This is a genomic window from Mammaliicoccus sp. J-M41 (assembly GCF_022385935.1).
Classification (GTDB): domain Bacteria; phylum Bacillota; class Bacilli; order Staphylococcales; family Staphylococcaceae; genus Mammaliicoccus; species Mammaliicoccus sciuri_A.
In genome coordinates, this window is record NZ_JAJNIR010000001.1 from 46,187 (window position 1) to 62,609 (window position 16,423).

The following is a 16,423-nucleotide window of genomic DNA, read 5'->3' on the forward strand; positions in this document are numbered from 1 at the left end:
TACCCTAAAGCGATAAGCCTCCTGAAGCTTATCGCTTTTAATTTTGCATAAAATAAAAAACTGCTATCATGTCTATGTTAGACATCAATAGCAGTTATCATCATCAAGTATTATTGTTCTGTTTTTTTAATATTACTGAGTACAACTTTTTCTACTTCTTCTAAATGAAATGCCATCTTATGTTGCGCGAGCTCTGCATTTTGAGATTTAATAGCTTCAAAAATTTCTTTATGCTCGTTATATAACTTCTCGATTGATTTACTTTTCGTATATAAATAAATCCTTCTCGTTTCTTTCATTGTATGTCTCATAATTTCAGATACATTTAACAATAATTGTTTAAGCATATCATTTTTAGCCGCTTCTACTACAGCTAAATGAAATTTCAAATCAGAAGCTTCTCCTAATTCATTGTCTTGAATGGCTTGTTTCATATCTTTTAATGCAGATTCAATAGCATGCAAGTCATCATCTGTTCTTTTTTCAGCTGCTAGTTTTGATACACCGACTTCAACAATTTTACGGACTTCTAGTAAATTTTCAATATCTTTAACGTCTCCATTGATTGCTTCGATATTAAAATAAACTTCTTCTCTTTCAACGATGAAAGTCCCTTGCCCGTGTTTAATTTCTACATAGCCCATTGCTCTTAACGCATTCAATGCTTCTCTTATCGTTGCTTGTCCTACCCCAAAACTTTCAGATAAAGCCTTTATAGATGGTAAGCGGTCTCCTATTTTCAAACGACCTTCATTAATATCTAATATGATGACATCTGCAACTTTTTCATATAATTTCTTGTTCGATATCTTCATTCTTCTTTCTCCACCTTGTTAAAATCATTAGTAGAGCAATTATATCATTTAAAATATATTTCATCTTAAAGAATTTAAATTATTGATGAAATTCTCTTTTAATACTTTCCATTGTTTCTTCTAATGTTGCACCTGTTGATAAAGATACACTTGCTAAAAATGCACCTTCTACAATGGGACCGTCTACTTTGTACAATTTATATTCGCCGTCATATAAGTCTAACGCCATTTCTAAATTCATTTCAGATGAACCGATATCATAAAATAATAATGCATCTTCAGTTAATGCATCAATTACTTCATTAACTGTATCGATACTTGTACCGATTCCACCTTCATTTGTCCCGCCTTTTGCGATTACTGTGACACTTGGAGACATTTGCTCCAATAATGCTTTTACACCTTGTGCGATATCGTTACTATGACTAATAATACCTATTGTCGCCATGTTTACACATCCTCACTTAAAGCTTTTAATACATATACCATACTTTGTGCACCAGGATCTATATGTCCAATAGAATCCTTTTTGAAATAGGCTGCTCTACCTTTAGTTGCTTCTAAATCTTTCGTATCTTCAGCGAACTGTTGCAACACATCTTCAGATAATGACTCTCCATTTGATAAATGATCTGAGGCTTTTAATAGCACATCATACATTGTTTTTTCGCCACCTGATACTTTACCTCTAGCAGCAACTGCATCTTTAAAAGTATTAACATATTCTAATAAATTATCAGAAGTGATTTCGTCATAATCTAGACCTGCCATTTTAACAAAGCTAAATCCATATAGTGGACCTGATGCACCACCTACAGAACTCATTAAAGTCATGCCTGTAGATTTCAATACATCACTCACTGTATCTCCTGTAACTTTTTCGTCTACTGCTTTAAATCCGCGTAACATATTAACACCATGGTCTCCATCACCAATTGCTCTGTCTAATTGTGTTAAATTTTGTTCTTCTTGTTCAAACGTATGACTTAAAGCTTTAAGTTTGTTTAACAATGTTTCTGCGTTCATTTAAAATGCCTCCTATTTAAAATATTTACTTTCTGTCGGTGCGTTAAATGCTTCTTCAACTTCTTGTTGATAAGGCACTAATGTAATAGAAAATCCTTGCATATCTAATGCAGTCATATAATTGCCAACAAAGTATTTTTTAACATCTAATTCATTTTGTTCTGCATATTCATTAAAATAATGCGCGATGATTGCAAGTTCTGAATCTGGTGTCGCACCCATACCATTAATCATAACAATTAATGATTTATCAGAAACTTCCTTTTCAAGTTCATGCATTAAACGGTTAATGATTTTATCGATTGTTTCAATATTTTCTTGGTAAATACCACGTTCACCATGAATACCAATACCAATCTCCATTTTATTATCATCTAAATCAAATCCGTATTGACCAGTTGTTGGTACTAAACAAGGATAAATGGCCATTCCAATCGTTCTAATATTTTCAATAAATGATTCTACTTTTTCTTTAATAGCTGCTAAGTTATATCCATTATCAGATAGATAGCCGGCATACTTATGTACAAGAACTGTACCCGCTACACCTCTTCTATCTTGTTCATTTTCAATAGAAATATCATCACGTACGATAACGGATTGGCAAGAAATACCTTCCATTTCTGCCATCTCTTGCGCCATTTCAAAGTTCATAACATCTCCGGCATAGTTCTTAATGATTAATAAGACACCTTCATCAGTCGCGACATGTTTAATCGCTTCGAGAATTTTATCTGGTGTTGGAGAAGTAAAGACTTCACCACATACAGCTGCATCTAACATACCTTCAGCAACATAACCAGCATGTGCAGGTTCATGACCAGATCCACCACCAGAAACTAAAGCAACACCACTCTTTTTAACATTTTTACGAACGACAACATTGTCGCTAATAATTTCAACTGAGTTATCCATCACTTCGATTCCCTTAAGCATATCCGCTACAAAGTTTGTTTTTTCATTCATTAATTTCTTCATATAATGACCTCCCGTTGAATTCTATGTTTTCTATTCCATTATAAAACGTTTAGATAGGTAAGCGTTAACAATATGAGTTAATAAGAAATGATAATTTGGGAATGAGCTTGTATGTAGGGCTTACGGACAGAATTCCGAATAATGTCCCTAACATGGGCGCTTACGGACAGCGTTCTTATTACCACTATTCCGAATTCTGGTAGTTACATTCCCACACACAAATAAAAAATCCGAGACAACATGCTTTGTCTCGGATTCCCACTCTTATTCTTCTATTAGATATACTCTTGTTTCAAATGGTTCTAATATGTTTGTATCTTCTATCGTTGTATAGTTGTGTAATAATAACTTACTTTTTTCTAAATTGAGTGGATATGTGATACTAGCTTTCTCGCCTGTTAAGTTACTCATAATAATAACTTCTTCGTTATCTAATACGCGCTTATAGCTATAAATTTGTTTATGATCTTTATCGACTAGTTCGTATTTACCGTAATTAAACACGTCGTAATCTTTTTTCAATTGAATCAAACGCTTATAATAATTTAATACAGAATGTTCATCTTCTAACTGATCTGCTACGTTGATTGTTTTGTAATTTGGATTTACGTGGAACCATGGTTCTGTTGTTGAAAATCCTGCATACGCACGATTATCCCATTGCATCATTGTACGAGAATTATCTCTATTTACTTTACTCAAATTATTTAATAAAGATGATGCAACTTCTCCATTTTGTTCTTTCAATTTAATTTCATTTTTAACAGAAACATCATTAAAATCTTCTAATGATTCAAACGGATAGTTTGTCATCCCTATTTCTTGTCCTTGATAAATAAATGGTGTGCCCTTTTGTAAGAAATAATTTGTCGCATGACTTGTTGCACTTTCATACCAATAATGCTCATCATCTCCCCAAGTTGAAACGAGTCTTGGTTGATCATGATTTTCGATAAATAGCGCATTCCAGCCAACTCCTTCAAGTTGGTCTTGCCATTTAGACATAATATTTTTATATTGTATAACATCAAATCCGCTATCTTCAGTATTCCATAATCCTAAATGTTCGAACTGAAAAATCATATTAAATATACCATTATCAAAGCCTACCCAATCATTCGCATCATCAGGACTGACACCATTTGCTTCTCCTACTGTCATAATGTCATATTTATTGAATGTTTCATCTCTCAATTCACGTAAATGATTTAATATACCTGGTCTGTTTGTATAGCGTTCAAATGCCGCTTTATACTGTTCATCACCTGGCTCGACTGGTATATCGCCATCTTCAAATGATTTTTGAATATGTGTAATTGCATCTACGCGGAAACCATCGATACCTTTATCAAACCACCAGTTAATCATATTATATAATTCAGAGCGAACCGCTTCATTCTCCCAATTTAAATCTGGTTGTTTTTTACTGAAAATATGCAAGTAGTATTCATCTGTTTCTTCAGTTTTTTCCCAAGCCGAACCGTTGAAAATACTTCCCCAGTTATTAGGTTCTTTGCCGTCTTTTCCTTCTTGCCATATGTACCAATCTCTTTTAGGATTGTCTTTACTCGATTTAGACTCGATAAACCATGGATGTTCATCTGATGTATGATTGATGACTAAATCCAATATGAGTTTCATACCTTTATCGTGCGTCTCTTTTAAAAGTAATTCGAAGTCTTCCATCGTACCAAACTCATCCATAATATCTTGATAATCACTAATATCATAGCCATTATCATCATTCGGTGATTTAAATATTGGTGAAACCCAAATCACATCTATACCTAGATCTTTCAAATAATCTAACTTTTCTCTAATACCATTTATGTCACCAATACCATCATTGTTAGAATCATTAAAACTTCTAGGATAAACTTGATAACATACCGCTTCTTTCCACCAAATTCGTTCCTCCATCATTCAGTCACCTCTTATTTTATCGTTGATTTTCTCTCTATTATATCTGTTGGAATAATCGTATTTTTTCTTAAAATATTAGGATTCTCAATCAGTTTAATTAAAGCTATACCCGCTTCCTCACCTAAATGTTCAGGATAAATATTCACGACCGTTTGAGGTGGTGAAGCAAAAGTATTAATAAATGAATCATTAAAAGTTGCTGTCATCACTTCATCTGGCACACTTATATTAAGTTCATATAATGCACTTAATAAATTAATATTGATCATGCTATCTGATGTAATAATCGCTGTAGGGAAAGTCGCACTTTCTTTCATTTCTTTAATGATTGCTAATATTTCATCTCTGTTAGGATTTGCATGGTAAATTTCATATTGGTTGATACCATGTTTATCGCAAGCTTTCTTAAAGCCTTCTACCCTGTCTAATGCAACAGCATATGAATCTGGTTCAGCTATAAAAGCTAAATGTTTATGCCCTTTATCAATCATAAATTCAGTTATCATTTGACTTGCTTCGACATTATCATTGTCGATATGAATAATTTCTCTTTCGCCTAGTTGTTTACCTACAACAACAAACGGAAATTGATATTTTTTGAGTAGTTGTGTAACCGGATCATTTTCTTTTGAGTAAAGCATAATAAAGCCATCTATCGATTTAGATTTAATGAGATTTTCTACTTCAACTAATAAGTCAGCTTGTTCAACCGACGTTGTCATAATCGTTGAATATTCTCTTTGTTTACAAGCTATTGATATCCCCATCAGAACATCTGTAAAGAATGGGTTTTGCGTCATTTCTTTAGAAGCTGATTTTAAAATTAAACCAATCGTTTTAGATTTTTGTGTTACAAGTGTTCTCGCGGCAATATTAGGTTGATAGCCCAATTGCTTCATCACAGCTTTAACTTTCTTTGATGTCTTTTCACTTATACTTTTATGTCCACTAATTACTCTTGATACTGTTGATGGTGCAACATTTGCTTCTTTCGCAACATCTTTTATTGTAACCACGAGATCACTCCTTTATTATCCTTTTGTAGCACCTGCCGTTAAACCAGTCACTAAGTATCTTTGTAATAATAAGAATACTATTGAGATTGGAATTGCAATCATCATTGCTCCAGCAGCAAATACTGTAAAGTTGTTTCCGAATTTATCATTTATAAAATTAAATAGTCCGACTGCTAGTGTGTATTTTTCAGGACTTCTTAATAAAATTCTTGGCAGAATAAAGTCCATAAATGGTCCCATAAAATTAAATAAAGCAACAACTGCTAGAATCGGTTTAGCTAACGGTAACATAATTGTGAAAAATATTCTCATATGTCCTGCACCATCTATTTTAGCAGATTCATCTAATTCTTTAGGAATTGTATCGAAATATCCTTTTACTAAGAAAGCATTCATCGGAATGGAACCACCTATATAAATTAAAGTAAGACCGAATAATGAATCTAATAAGCCTATTGTATTTAATAAGATATAAATTGCTACCATTGCCATCAATACCGGGAACATTTGTAAAATTAAAAATGCAATTAGTCCGTATTTTCTGCCGACAAAACGATATCTTGAAAATGCATATGACGTTAAACCAACAAAGATTACTGAGAATAGCGCATTAGCCGTTGCCACGATTAATGTATTCTTATACCAAGTGAGATAATCACTCGATGGATCAGTTAGTAAATAAATATAATTTTTCAAAGATGCATCTTTCGGAATCATAGAAGAACCATAAAGATTGGAACCTGAGTTAAGTGATAACCCTAAAGTCCACAGTAATGGATAAATAATGATAATAAACATAATAATCAAAATGCCATACATGATAATCGCTCTTAATATATTTTTATTCTTCTTATTCATTAAATATCCCCCTCATCTTTAAAAGTACTTGTCTTTCTAAATTGTAAGAATGCAATAATGGCAATAAACACACCGATAATTAATGAAATCGTTGCAGCCATATTATAATTTTGCATATCAAATGTTAATCGATAAACCCATGAAATTAAGATATCTGTACTACCTGCATTCTGACCAGAAACAGGTGGACCACCTTTATTAAATAAGTAAATTAAATTAAAGTTATTAAAGTTTCCTGCGTATTGCATAATTAATAATGGTGCAGTCGCAAATAAAATATGTGGAAACGTAATATTTCTAAATTTTTGCCAACTTGATGCGCCGTCCATATCTGCCGCTTCGTACCAATCTGATGAAATACTTTGTAGAACACCAGTGAATAAAGCGAATACAAATGGGAATCCAAGCCATACTTGAATTAAAATTAAAGCAACCTTTGCCCAGAATGGATCATTTAACCATGCTGGTGCAATACCGAATAATGGTTGTAGGATATCATTATTAATCGAACCAAAATCATCATTAAAAATGGCCGCAAAGATTAATATTGTCACAAACGATGGAACTGCCCAAGGTAAGATTAATACTGTTCTAATAAGCTTTTTAAATCTAATAAGTGGATGATTAACAATAATAGCGAGTAATAACGCTAACGCGATTTGTAAAGTAGTCGCTACTAAAGTCCAAACAATCGTCCAAGTTAATACGTTAAAGAATGTTGTCTTCCAAATAGGTACTGTAACTAATGATTTAAAGTTATCAAATCCTACCCATTCTAATAAATGTCTAGGCGGTGCATTATATAAATTATAATTTGTAAAAGCTAAAAAACACATGAATAAAAGTGGAAATACGACAACAAATATTAATAAAAAGATACCTGGTGATATTAATAAATATGGGAAAGTCTTATCCCATGTCGCCGTCATTCGACCTTTACGATCTTTAATTTCAAATCCTTTATTATATTGATCTGCATTACGATAAGCATCTATGATATTCACGACATATAAAGTGATCGCAAATGCAATTAATAATAACGAAATGATACCTTGTGCTAATAGAACTCTTGAATCATCTAATTTAGGAACTGTACCTAAAGTGAATAATCCCCAGAATCCAATATTCATAAATTGATAAAATACTGAAATGAAACTAATAAAAAATACGATAAATATACTACCTTTTATATATCTTTTATTATAGAATTGGCCAATACCTGGAATAATCGATAGCATGGCTGCTAATTTTGGATTTCTCATTTTCACACCTTCTTTTATTTTTTAGATGCATTCATAATTTCTACTTGTTCATCAATACCGTTTTTCGCTTCATCAAGTGCTTCTTTAGGGTCTTTACCGTTGGACATAAATGTCGCTGCATTTCCCATCGGATCCCATACTTGACTCATCTCCGGAATATTTGGCATTGGAATAGCATTTTGAGCTTGTTCTTCATATGGCTTTAATAATTTATTTTTAGAAGAGACGTCTGTACGACCTGTAATTTCTTGCATTTCATCTGTATATTTCTGCATATTATCTTTATTTGTTAAATACAGCATTAAGTTTTTAGCCCAGTATTTCTCTTCACTATATTCGGATATAAACCAACCTCTTACCCCTAGGAATGGTTTCATTTCTTTACCATTATCAGTTGGGAATGTTGCTGTACCGAAATCATCGCCAAGTGCTTCTTTAAACTCATTCGTTTGCCAAGGACCTGTTACAAACATGCCTACTTTACCTTCTTTAAAAAGTCCTACAATTACATCTTGATTAGCTGACTTCGTAATATAACCTTTGTCATACCATGATTGTAATCTCTCTCCATTTTTCACGACAGATGGATCATTTACTGCTACATCATTTGTATTAAATCCATCTTTTTCTTCTTTAAATATGTATCCGCCTTGTGAGAATAAAAATGGATAATTAAAGTAGAAGTTCTTTGCATCAAACATAAATCCATATTGCTTTTTATCTTTGTCAGTTACATCTTTTGCGATTTTTTCAACATCATCCATCGTCTTTGGTGGTGTCTTAACGAGTTTCTTGTTATAGACAACAGCCGTTGATTCTACGATAACGGGTAATGCTAACTGTTTACCTTCATAATTTAAAGCTTGTAATGCTTCTTTGGAATAACCTTTTAATTCTTCATCTGTAAAATCAATTTCTGCCGCTAATCCTTGTAAATAAGCATCTCCTGCACGGTCATGCGGTTGAAAGAATAAGTCAGGTCCATTACCTGAAGGACCATCAAGTGACAAGTTATCTACTTGATCATCTTGAGCTGTATTTTTAAGAATGACTTTAATACCTGTCTTTTTTGTATAATCTTCTGTTACTTTCTTATAAAAAGCCATTTGTCTATCGCCATCTACCCACATCGTAAGTGACTTAGGTTTGGCTGTTTTTTCATCATCATTCAGTGCTTTATCAATATCTTCTTGCGTTCGATTAGGACCACAACTTGCAAGCAATAATGTCACGAGTAATATTGAGCAAATTTTTATTAAATGTTTCATCTAATCCCCTTCTTTCATTAATTGTTAATTCACTCAATCAATTAATTTTTTATTTTTTCTCCAGTTTCTTTATCAAAGAAGTGACATTTATTTAAATCTAATGCGAGCTCAATTTCTTCATTTGGATGAATCACTGTTCTAGCATCTAACTTGGCGCAAATTTCTTCATCGTTAAATAATCCGTGAATCATAATTTCAGAACCTAATAATTCACTAACAAGTACTTTAGTCTTGAAGGTTACATCCTTATTAGCATTGATAAATACAGGTTCATCATGAATGTCTTCTGGTCGAATACCGAATCGTATCGTCTTGCCATCATAGCCATTATGATTAAGCATGCGTGCTTTACTTTCATTTAATTTAATCACTTGTTTGCCAATCACTAACTCGTCTTTATTAACTTTTGCGTCAAAAATATTCATTGCAGGTGATCCAATGAATTGGGCAACAAATTCATTTTCTGGTGCATCATATACTTCACGTGGTGTACCTATTTGCATAATATCGCCATCTTTTAAGACAACAATACGTGTTGCCATCGTTAAAGCTTCTGTTTGGTCATGTGTGACATAAATCGTTGTAGTTTGTAATCGTTCATGCAACTTTAATATTTCTGTTCTCATTTGAACTCTTAATTTCGCGTCTAAATTAGATAAAGGCTCATCCATTAAGAATACTTTCGCATCCCTTACAATTGCTCGACCTAATGCAACCCTTTGTCTTTGACCACCTGATAAAGCTTTAGGTTTTCTTGGCAAATATTCCTTCAATCCAAGAATTTCAGCTGCGTATTGAACCCTTTTATCTATTTCTTTTTTATTCATTTTTCGTAGTTTAAGACCAAATGCCATATTGTCATATACTGTCATATGTGGGTATAAAGCATAATTTTGAAAGACCATTGCGATATCTCTATCTTTCGGTGCGACATCATTCATTCTTCGATCATCAATTAAAAAATTTCCTGATGTAATGTCTTCTAATCCTGCGATCATTCTCAAAGTTGTAGACTTTCCACACCCTGATGGACCAACGAAAACAATAAACTCTTTATCTTTTATATGTAAGTTAAAATCATGTACTACAGTATTACCTTTGTCGTAAGTCTTCTTTATATTCTCTAATTTCATTTCAGCCATAGATAAACCCTCCATAATTGTAATCGCTTTCAAAATTTAATATAGATTTATCATATGTGTAAAAAGTTAAAAAGTCAACAACTTTATGCAAACGATTGCTTTAATAATTCGCGACAATATAAACCATTTATTTTCAAAAGAAAGCCTTTACACGCAAACGATTGTATTTTTTTGAGTTGAACCTCTTGCAATTATAGTACATAGGGTGTACTATACTCTTTGTATTAAGTACAGGAGGTGTACTAATTATGGAAGAAGAATTAAAAAAAGCTTTTAACCTATTCCAAGAATCCATCATTAATATACACAGTGAAGTTGCAAAGATTTTAAATAATTCTGGGTTAGATGAAGTTGTTTCTAAAGAACAATATCAAACTTTAAAAATTATTAAAGATTTTCCTAGATGCACATACAGTTTTATTGCTGCTAAACAAGGCGTCTTTAAGACTGCTATATCAAACAGGATTAATAAATTAAAGCATCTAGACCTCATTGCTATTCAGCAAGGCGAAGATAAGAGAGAGAAATCTGTTTTGCTAACAGATAAAGGTTTAGAACTTGTAAAGCGAACTGAAGATGTTATTTACGAAACATTTAATCGTAAATTGTCTTCTCACTTTTCAAACGAAGAGATTATATCGTTTGTTAAACAATTAGAGAAAGCAAATAAACTTATAACAGGAAAGGACAATGTTAATCATGTTTGATGATATAAAAAATTTATGGACACATAAGTTCTTACTCGTATCACTTATAGCAATTATGCTTATTCCACTTATTTATAGTTCAGTATTTGTAGGTTCTTTATGGGATCCATACGGAAAGACGGATTCATTAAAGATATCTGTAGTGAATAGCGATAACGGTGGAAAAATCAATGGTGAAAAGGCAGACATCGGTAAAGACGTAGTAGATAAATTAAAAGACAATGATAAATTTAAATGGGAATTTGTTTCTCAAAAAACTGCAGACAAACATTTAGAACATGGTGAATCTTATGCTGTCATTTCAATACCAGCTGAAACGACTAAAAATGCAGGTTCTATGTTAGATAAAAATCCTAAAAAAATCGACTTAAATGTCAAAACGAACCCTGGTTATAGTTACACTGGTTCACAAATCGCATCTAAAGCTATTACAGCTGTTGAAGATAATTTAAGTGAATCTGTTCGTGAGAAATACATTTCAGAATCATTTAAAGGTATGAATAAATTAACTGATGGTTATAAAGATACTTCTAAAGCCCTTGGACAAATGTCAGATGCAGAATCTCAACTCATTGACGGTAATAAACAAGTTGAATCTGGATTAGAACAACTTGCTCCAATGGCTGGCGCAGAAGGACAACAACTTTTACAAGGCAGTATGAAAGTATCTCAAGGTTTAAGTGATTTACAAGCTAATAACGATAAATTAAAAGCAAATATTGATAAAGCTATTAAACAATCAGATGATAAATACTTTGAAGACAAAAATGTTAAAGCAATCAATAATCCAGTCGTATCAAACGAAGATGATTTAACAGAAGTTAATAACTATGGTCAAAGCTTTGCACCATATATCCTATCATTAAGTTTATATGTAGGTGCAGTTGCATTCTCAGCAGTTTACCCTATCGATAAACGAATTGGTGATTCTACAGGATTCAAATGGTGGTTAAGTAAGTTTGCAATATTCATGATGCAAGCTTTAGGATCAGCATTAGCATTAGCGGTACTATGTTTATACGGATTTGAAATTGATATCGCTAATCCAGGACACTTCACTTTAACACTTATCTTATGGAGTATTGCAGCATATATGATTGTGACATTCCTAACAGTTGTATTAGGTAATATCGGTAAATTCTTAGCGATTATACTATTAATCTTACAATTAGGATCAAGTGAAGGTACATTCCCAATAGAATTATCAGGTAAGTTCTTCCAAGACTTACACCCATTCTCTCCAATGAGTTATGTTATTAAAGCACTAAGAGAGAACATCTTTAACTTCACAAGTGACGTAACTTATGGACAATCAATGCTTATAATAGGACTTATCGCAATTGTATTCGCAGCACTAACATTACTTGTATATGTAATACGTTCTAAATATCCACACTTAAGACGTATCGCAAACGAAAACGACTATTAAGATGTAGAAAAGCACAACCTCTCGTGAGGTTGTGCTTTTTTTGTAGTTTATTTTAAATAGTGACGGCACCTTAGTTACAGTTCCGTCGACTTTTGTATTTAACACACCCGTTATAAACAAGTTTTGCCAGAAGTGTTCGTTACGTCATTTCTATTAGTATTGTTAATATTCTATAACTATTTTACCAATACTTTTTCCTTCTTCTATTAAACGATGTGCTTCTGTAATTGTTTCTACACTTAATCCTTTTAGTGTCTTATTTACTGTCGTTTTAATCGTACCTCTATCTAATAAATATGTTAACTTTCTCAAATATTCATGATGTGCGATCATGTCGTCTATTTCATATTTTGGTCTAGTAAACATAAACTCAAATGAGAATGTCACACTTTTATCTTTTAATAAATTTAAATCTACTTTATCCATAAAATTAACAAGTGCCACGATTTTACCTCTTGGCTTAATCATTTCTGCCATGACATTAAAGTATGCATCGCTACTATGTGTATTAAAGATATAATCTACTTGATTAATTTTATGTGCTCTTAATTCATCTGGTAAGTGGTGTTTATGATTGAGTACGATGTCAGCACCCATTTTCTCTGACCATCTTCTTGTTTCTTTACGAGATGCTGTCGTGATTACTGTTAGCCCCAAATGTTTCGCAATTTGAGTTGCGACAGAACCTACACCGCCTGCACCATTAATAATTAGTAACTTCTTATCTTTATTATCTTCAGGGTTAGATGAAATATTTAGTCCTTCTAATAATGCTTCAAATGACGTCAAAGCTGTTAAAGGTAAAGCTGCTGATTCAACGTAAGATAAGTGTTCTGGTTTAATGCCCACAAGTCGTTCATCAACTAATTGATACTCTGCATTCGACCCTTGTTTCGTATTTGTGCCAGAATAATATACTTCATCACCTACGTGGAATAATTCTACTTCTTCTCCAACCGCTTCTACAACACCTACTGCATCATACCCTAATATTTTAAATTCTCCATCAGATGTATTTCTTGATTTCGTATCTATAGGATTTATACTCGCTGCTTTCACATTCACTAAAATATTTCTTCCTTTAGCTTCTGGAACTGGTATATCTCTTTCTTCAAATTCATTTGATACTTTCAAATCAAAACTGTTACTAAACCCAATTGCTTTCATCTAAAAGTCACCTCTTGTTTATAAATGTTTATGATAATAGTTATGTTCATCATCGATTTGCATGCCTAATTTTTGATATAAACGATTACCAGCTATATTTGATTTTTCGGTTTCTAAATATATTGTCTCATATCCATTTTCTTTCCCATAAGTAAATGCTTGGTTCATTAATTGCTCACCAATTCGCTGACCTCTCGCATCTGCTGTTAAAAATAAATCATTAATAATAAGTAGGTTTGACATTTTCATTGATGACAACATCTTGTATAGTTGTACAAATCCTATCACTTGCTCATTCGCTTCAGCTATAAATATAACAGCATCTTCACGAGAAACATTTCTGTATATAAATTCATACGTCGCCTTTATATCTGATTGTTGACCAAAATGGACACGATAGTCATCAAATACAGCAACAACTTTCTCTATCTCATTGAGTTGTAATCTTCGAATATTCAATCCATCACCTCATTTATCCTTAACGGTCTCCCATTACAGTTTTAGTATCAGCTTTTGCTTTCGGACGAACGACAAGTTCCCCATTACATTCTGGACAAACATAATATAAATTTTCCGCGCATTCTCTGCAGTATGTTGTTTCTTGAACACATATAAAAGCATTACTTTTCTTATGAAATTCATATCCGCATTTTTCGCAATTTGGTTTCATCTCTAAAGCCATTTCTATCACTCCATAAAAATATGTTAGTATATACATAATTATCATATCACTTTTAAGTACATAAAATGAATTTTAAGGTGTGATTATATGGAAAAAGAATTCGTAGGTAAATGTGCCAAATGCCAAACAGATATTTATTGTAATAGTGGTTTTATAGAAGCTGTCGTGCAAGAAGACAAAACATTATTATGCTTTGACTGTTCTAATGAAAAAGAGAGAAAAGAAACATAATCGTTTCTTTTCTCTCAATATTTTTATACGCCTTGATCTAATTTATCTAACATTGATTTCATCAACTTAATTTGACCAGTATGATAATTCGTATGCAATATGCCAAATGAAATTGTTTCTGCAAAAGTATCCATATTCGCTATCGGTGCTTTTCTAGATTTGTCCATTTGTTCATCAAGTGCATTTAATATTCTTTCTAGTTGTTGATTTAATATACCTTTTAATTCTTGGAAAGTTGGTTCTACACCTGTAAAATCTTGTGGTGAAGTACCTGGTGAGAATGATTTACCTAACTTTTCACCGAGGATATTACCTTCTTCACTTGTACCAAAGACAAATGATTCATTTGCCACAATTACGTGACCAAGTTGCCATTTAATATTGTTTTTCGCTAACTCCAGTTGAAAATCCGCTTGTTTCTCATCTATATCTTTGACAACATCAGATAACATACTATAAGAAATTCGGAACTGCGTTTCTATCATTTCAATTCCCTCCGTTTTTACTCAGTAATTGCAAAATAATTACCTTGCTTATCATGAAAATTAAATACTCTACCCTCAGGCATTTCTATAATATCATGACCAGTTAATCCTTGTTCTTTTAACGACTTATATAATTCATCAAAATTCGTAGCTTTAAACATTAAAGAAGGTGTTTCTAAACTTACTTCAGGACTGTACTTTTCAATAAAAGCTTTATCAAATAATACAAATGACGTTTCAGTATCTTCACTAGGTGCAATTTCTACAGACTTGAAACCTTCAGGCAACTCGTCTTCAGACTTCACAACAAAGTTCATTACATCTTTCCAAAATTCAACAGCCTTTTCTTGATCATCAACATATAACATGACTTGATGTAACTTTTCAATCATATATATCACCTTCATTCATTTATTACATTTAGAATACGCTATATACGATTCAAGTGCAAAAATAACAAAGTTTAATTTCACTCTGCATCCTTTTCATAAACCATGATGTCACCAGGCTGACAATCCAAGTATTCACATATTGCTTCAAGTGTACTAAATCTAACAGCTTTAGCTTTTCCAGTCTTTAAAATAGATAAATTTGCAATCGTAATATCCACCTCTTGAGCAAGTACAGTCAGAGAAACATGTCTCTCTTTTAATATTTCATCCAATTTAATTTTTATCATCTTGTCACCCTTAAACAGTCAAATCATGTTCTTCTTTCATTGATTCAGATTCATTATAAATCGTAAGGAAGTTTATCATCATTGAAGCAATATTCAACAATAATACCGTAGTAAACGGCGCAGTATCTAATAACTCTTTGTATGTTACATCCACTCCAATATAACTTTTCATAGAATTTAACGTACCATATATCATTATTATGATTGAAGAATAGAATATTTTATTGTAATTCCCAGAATTAAAGAAGTCCTTTTTCTTTATATTTTTTACAAATCTTAGAACAAATATAAAGAAAACTACTGTTAACAACGATTGAATAGTAAAGCATATTAAGTAATAAAATACGCCATCCTTTAAATCAAATGCTGTACTTACAGGAACTTTGATAAAGAACTTTACAAGAATAACACCTAGTATCAAAATATTAAGGATCATTGTAATTAATGTTATCGTGTAACCACGTTTTTCAGTTTTACTAATATTACTCATCGGAACCTCTCTCTTTTTATCGTTTTTCAATAAAAGTTTAACATCTTTTTTATCGTTTATCAATAAAAATTATAGTTTTTCAATAAAACGAGTTATATCAAGTACTTCTCATCCACGTTGTGTTTTATTCGTTTTTAACTTATACTCTCAGTAACAGTCTTTACTGTAATTTTACACTAGAGAGGGAGATTACCATGAGAAAAAATAATAATCGTATCCTTTTAACTACTGCCACTGAGGTCGTTTACCTTTAAGTGAAATGTAT

Annotated in this window: 20 protein-coding genes; 3 read left to right on the top strand and 17 right to left on the bottom strand. The window is 32.2% G+C overall.

Features of this window, described 5'->3' with window-relative positions:
• Nucleotides 1–110: 110 nt before the first annotated feature.
• From LQ686_RS00240 to LQ686_RS00285, 10 genes are all read right to left on the bottom strand, one after another.
• Entirely contained in the window at nucleotides 111–815 is a 705-nt protein-coding gene (locus LQ686_RS00240) for a FadR/GntR family transcriptional regulator (protein WP_239733103.1), read from the bottom strand.
• Between the two features lie 79 nt (nucleotides 816–894).
• Nucleotides 895–1,263 carry a dihydroxyacetone kinase phosphoryl donor subunit DhaM gene (gene dhaM, locus LQ686_RS00245; RefSeq protein WP_119494738.1) on the bottom strand — a complete coding sequence of 123 codons (369 nt, stop codon included), beginning with the start codon at nucleotides 1,261–1,263 and terminating at the stop codon, nucleotides 895–897.
• 2 nt (nucleotides 1,264–1,265) lie between these two features.
• Nucleotides 1,266–1,841 (bottom strand): dihydroxyacetone kinase subunit DhaL, encoded by a 576-nt coding sequence (gene dhaL / locus LQ686_RS00250; protein WP_103360694.1) that lies wholly within the window; start codon nucleotides 1,839–1,841, stop codon nucleotides 1,266–1,268.
• 12 nt (nucleotides 1,842–1,853) lie between these two features.
• The gene (dhaK, locus tag LQ686_RS00255) at nucleotides 1,854–2,819 is read right to left on the bottom strand and encodes a dihydroxyacetone kinase subunit DhaK (protein ID WP_025906431.1); all 966 of its coding nucleotides are present in this window, start codon (nucleotides 2,817–2,819) and stop codon (nucleotides 1,854–1,856) included.
• 264 nt (nucleotides 2,820–3,083) lie between these two features.
• The gene (locus tag LQ686_RS00260; protein WP_119494742.1) at nucleotides 3,084–4,739 is read right to left on the bottom strand and encodes an alpha-glucosidase; all 1,656 of its coding nucleotides are present in this window, start codon (nucleotides 4,737–4,739) and stop codon (nucleotides 3,084–3,086) included.
• A 14-nt stretch (nucleotides 4,740–4,753) separates the two neighbouring features.
• The gene (locus LQ686_RS00265) at nucleotides 4,754–5,758 is read right to left on the bottom strand and encodes a LacI family DNA-binding transcriptional regulator (RefSeq protein ID WP_103360695.1); all 1,005 of its coding nucleotides are present in this window, start codon (nucleotides 5,756–5,758) and stop codon (nucleotides 4,754–4,756) included.
• Between the two features lie 15 nt (nucleotides 5,759–5,773).
• Nucleotides 5,774–6,616 (bottom strand): sugar ABC transporter permease, encoded by an 843-nt coding sequence (locus tag LQ686_RS00270; RefSeq protein ID WP_025906438.1) that lies wholly within the window; start codon nucleotides 6,614–6,616, stop codon nucleotides 5,774–5,776.
• On the bottom strand, nucleotides 6,616–7,884 hold the full coding sequence (locus LQ686_RS00275) for a sugar ABC transporter permease (RefSeq protein ID WP_103354225.1): 1,269 nt from the start codon (nucleotides 7,882–7,884) through the stop codon (nucleotides 6,616–6,618). The genes LQ686_RS00270 and LQ686_RS00275 overlap by 1 nt, the downstream gene beginning before the upstream one ends.
• An 8-nt stretch (nucleotides 7,885–7,892) precedes the next feature.
• Nucleotides 7,893–9,146, bottom strand: coding sequence for an extracellular solute-binding protein (locus LQ686_RS00280; protein ID WP_107565845.1), 1,254 nt, complete (start codon nucleotides 9,144–9,146; stop codon nucleotides 7,893–7,895).
• Between the two features lie 41 nt (nucleotides 9,147–9,187).
• Nucleotides 9,188–10,288, bottom strand: coding sequence for an ABC transporter ATP-binding protein (locus LQ686_RS00285; RefSeq protein ID WP_025906444.1), 1,101 nt, complete (start codon nucleotides 10,286–10,288; stop codon nucleotides 9,188–9,190).
• A gap of 248 nt (nucleotides 10,289–10,536) precedes the next feature.
• Between LQ686_RS00285 and LQ686_RS00290 the strand changes: the two genes are divergently transcribed.
• Both LQ686_RS00290 and LQ686_RS00295 read left to right on the top strand, forming a co-directional pair.
• The gene (locus LQ686_RS00290; RefSeq protein WP_119494737.1) at nucleotides 10,537–10,995 is read left to right on the top strand and encodes a MarR family winged helix-turn-helix transcriptional regulator; all 459 of its coding nucleotides are present in this window, start codon (nucleotides 10,537–10,539) and stop codon (nucleotides 10,993–10,995) included.
• Complete coding sequence (locus tag LQ686_RS00295; RefSeq protein ID WP_103360734.1) at nucleotides 10,988–12,424, top strand: YhgE/Pip domain-containing protein; 1,437 nt, start codon at nucleotides 10,988–10,990, stop codon at nucleotides 12,422–12,424. Before LQ686_RS00290 ends, LQ686_RS00295 begins: the two co-directional genes overlap by 8 nt.
• Nucleotides 12,425–12,586: 162 nt before the next feature.
• Here LQ686_RS00295 and LQ686_RS00300 read toward each other — a convergent pair whose 3' ends face one another.
• Genes LQ686_RS00300 through LQ686_RS00310 form a run of 3 tightly spaced genes read right to left on the bottom strand, consistent with a single transcriptional unit; the run spans nucleotide 12,587 to nucleotide 14,273 of the window.
• Nucleotides 12,587–13,591, bottom strand: coding sequence for a zinc-binding alcohol dehydrogenase family protein (locus LQ686_RS00300; protein ID WP_107590379.1), 1,005 nt, complete (start codon nucleotides 13,589–13,591; stop codon nucleotides 12,587–12,589).
• Between the two features lie 18 nt (nucleotides 13,592–13,609).
• Entirely contained in the window at nucleotides 13,610–14,050 is a 441-nt protein-coding gene (locus LQ686_RS00305; protein WP_037589001.1) for a GNAT family N-acetyltransferase, read from the bottom strand.
• 19 nt (nucleotides 14,051–14,069) lie between these two features.
• Entirely contained in the window at nucleotides 14,070–14,273 is a 204-nt protein-coding gene (locus tag LQ686_RS00310) for a DUF1272 domain-containing protein (RefSeq protein WP_037589002.1), read from the bottom strand.
• A gap of 87 nt (nucleotides 14,274–14,360) precedes the next feature.
• On the opposite strand from LQ686_RS00310, the gene LQ686_RS00315 reads away from it, so the two are divergent.
• Entirely contained in the window at nucleotides 14,361–14,504 is a 144-nt protein-coding gene (locus LQ686_RS00315; protein ID WP_164960952.1) for a hypothetical protein, read from the top strand.
• Nucleotides 14,505–14,527: 23 nt separating this feature from the next.
• Here LQ686_RS00315 and LQ686_RS00320 read toward each other — a convergent pair whose 3' ends face one another.
• The 4 genes from LQ686_RS00320 to LQ686_RS00335 form a co-directional block, all read right to left on the bottom strand.
• Entirely contained in the window at nucleotides 14,528–14,989 is a 462-nt protein-coding gene (locus tag LQ686_RS00320) for a DinB family protein (protein ID WP_037589003.1), read from the bottom strand.
• A gap of 17 nt (nucleotides 14,990–15,006) precedes the next feature.
• On the bottom strand, nucleotides 15,007–15,378 hold the full coding sequence (locus LQ686_RS00325) for a VOC family protein (RefSeq protein ID WP_239733112.1): 372 nt from the start codon (nucleotides 15,376–15,378) through the stop codon (nucleotides 15,007–15,009).
• A gap of 80 nt (nucleotides 15,379–15,458) precedes the next feature.
• The gene (locus tag LQ686_RS00330) at nucleotides 15,459–15,668 is read right to left on the bottom strand and encodes a helix-turn-helix domain-containing protein (protein WP_119494735.1); all 210 of its coding nucleotides are present in this window, start codon (nucleotides 15,666–15,668) and stop codon (nucleotides 15,459–15,461) included.
• 10 nt (nucleotides 15,669–15,678) lie between these two features.
• On the bottom strand, nucleotides 15,679–16,158 hold the full coding sequence (locus tag LQ686_RS00335) for an ATP synthase subunit B family protein (protein WP_103360701.1): 480 nt from the start codon (nucleotides 16,156–16,158) through the stop codon (nucleotides 15,679–15,681).
• Nucleotides 16,159–16,423: the final 265 nt, after the last annotated feature.

What these genes read in the sequence shown, in the direction of transcription:
- dhaL (WP_103360694.1), bottom strand. Translation starts at nt 1,841, where the DNA reads ATGAACGCAGAAACATTGTTAAACAAACTTAAAGCTTTAAGTCATACG.
- LQ686_RS00320 (WP_037589003.1), bottom strand. Translation starts at nt 14,989, where the DNA reads ATGATAGAAACGCAGTTCCGAATTTCTTATAGTATGTTATCTGATGTT.
- LQ686_RS00330 (WP_119494735.1), bottom strand. Translation starts at nt 15,668, where the DNA reads ATGATAAAAATTAAATTGGATGAAATATTAAAAGAGAGACATGTTTCT.
- LQ686_RS00310 (WP_037589002.1), bottom strand. Translation starts at nt 14,273, where the DNA reads ATGGCTTTAGAGATGAAACCAAATTGCGAAAAATGCGGATATGAATTT.
- LQ686_RS00270 (WP_025906438.1), bottom strand. Translation starts at nt 6,616, where the DNA reads ATGAATAAGAAGAATAAAAATATATTAAGAGCGATTATCATGTATGGC.
- LQ686_RS00290 (WP_119494737.1), top strand. Translation starts at nt 10,537, where the DNA reads ATGGAAGAAGAATTAAAAAAAGCTTTTAACCTATTCCAAGAATCCATC.
- LQ686_RS00285 (WP_025906444.1), bottom strand. Translation starts at nt 10,288, where the DNA reads ATGGCTGAAATGAAATTAGAGAATATAAAGAAGACTTACGACAAAGGT.
- LQ686_RS00280 (WP_107565845.1), bottom strand. Translation starts at nt 9,146, where the DNA reads ATGAAACATTTAATAAAAATTTGCTCAATATTACTCGTGACATTATTG.
- LQ686_RS00295 (WP_103360734.1), top strand. Translation starts at nt 10,988, where the DNA reads ATGTTTGATGATATAAAAAATTTATGGACACATAAGTTCTTACTCGTA.
- LQ686_RS00300 (WP_107590379.1), bottom strand. Translation starts at nt 13,591, where the DNA reads ATGAAAGCAATTGGGTTTAGTAACAGTTTTGATTTGAAAGTATCAAAT.
- LQ686_RS00260 (WP_119494742.1), bottom strand. Translation starts at nt 4,739, where the DNA reads ATGGAGGAACGAATTTGGTGGAAAGAAGCGGTATGTTATCAAGTTTAT.
- dhaK (WP_025906431.1), bottom strand. Translation starts at nt 2,819, where the DNA reads ATGAAGAAATTAATGAATGAAAAAACAAACTTTGTAGCGGATATGCTT.
- LQ686_RS00240 (WP_239733103.1), bottom strand. Translation starts at nt 815, where the DNA reads ATGAAGATATCGAACAAGAAATTATATGAAAAAGTTGCAGATGTCATC.
- LQ686_RS00335 (WP_103360701.1), bottom strand. Translation starts at nt 16,158, where the DNA reads ATGAGTAATATTAGTAAAACTGAAAAACGTGGTTACACGATAACATTA.
- LQ686_RS00315 (WP_164960952.1), top strand. Translation starts at nt 14,361, where the DNA reads ATGGAAAAAGAATTCGTAGGTAAATGTGCCAAATGCCAAACAGATATT.
- dhaM (WP_119494738.1), bottom strand. Translation starts at nt 1,263, where the DNA reads ATGGCGACAATAGGTATTATTAGTCATAGTAACGATATCGCACAAGGT.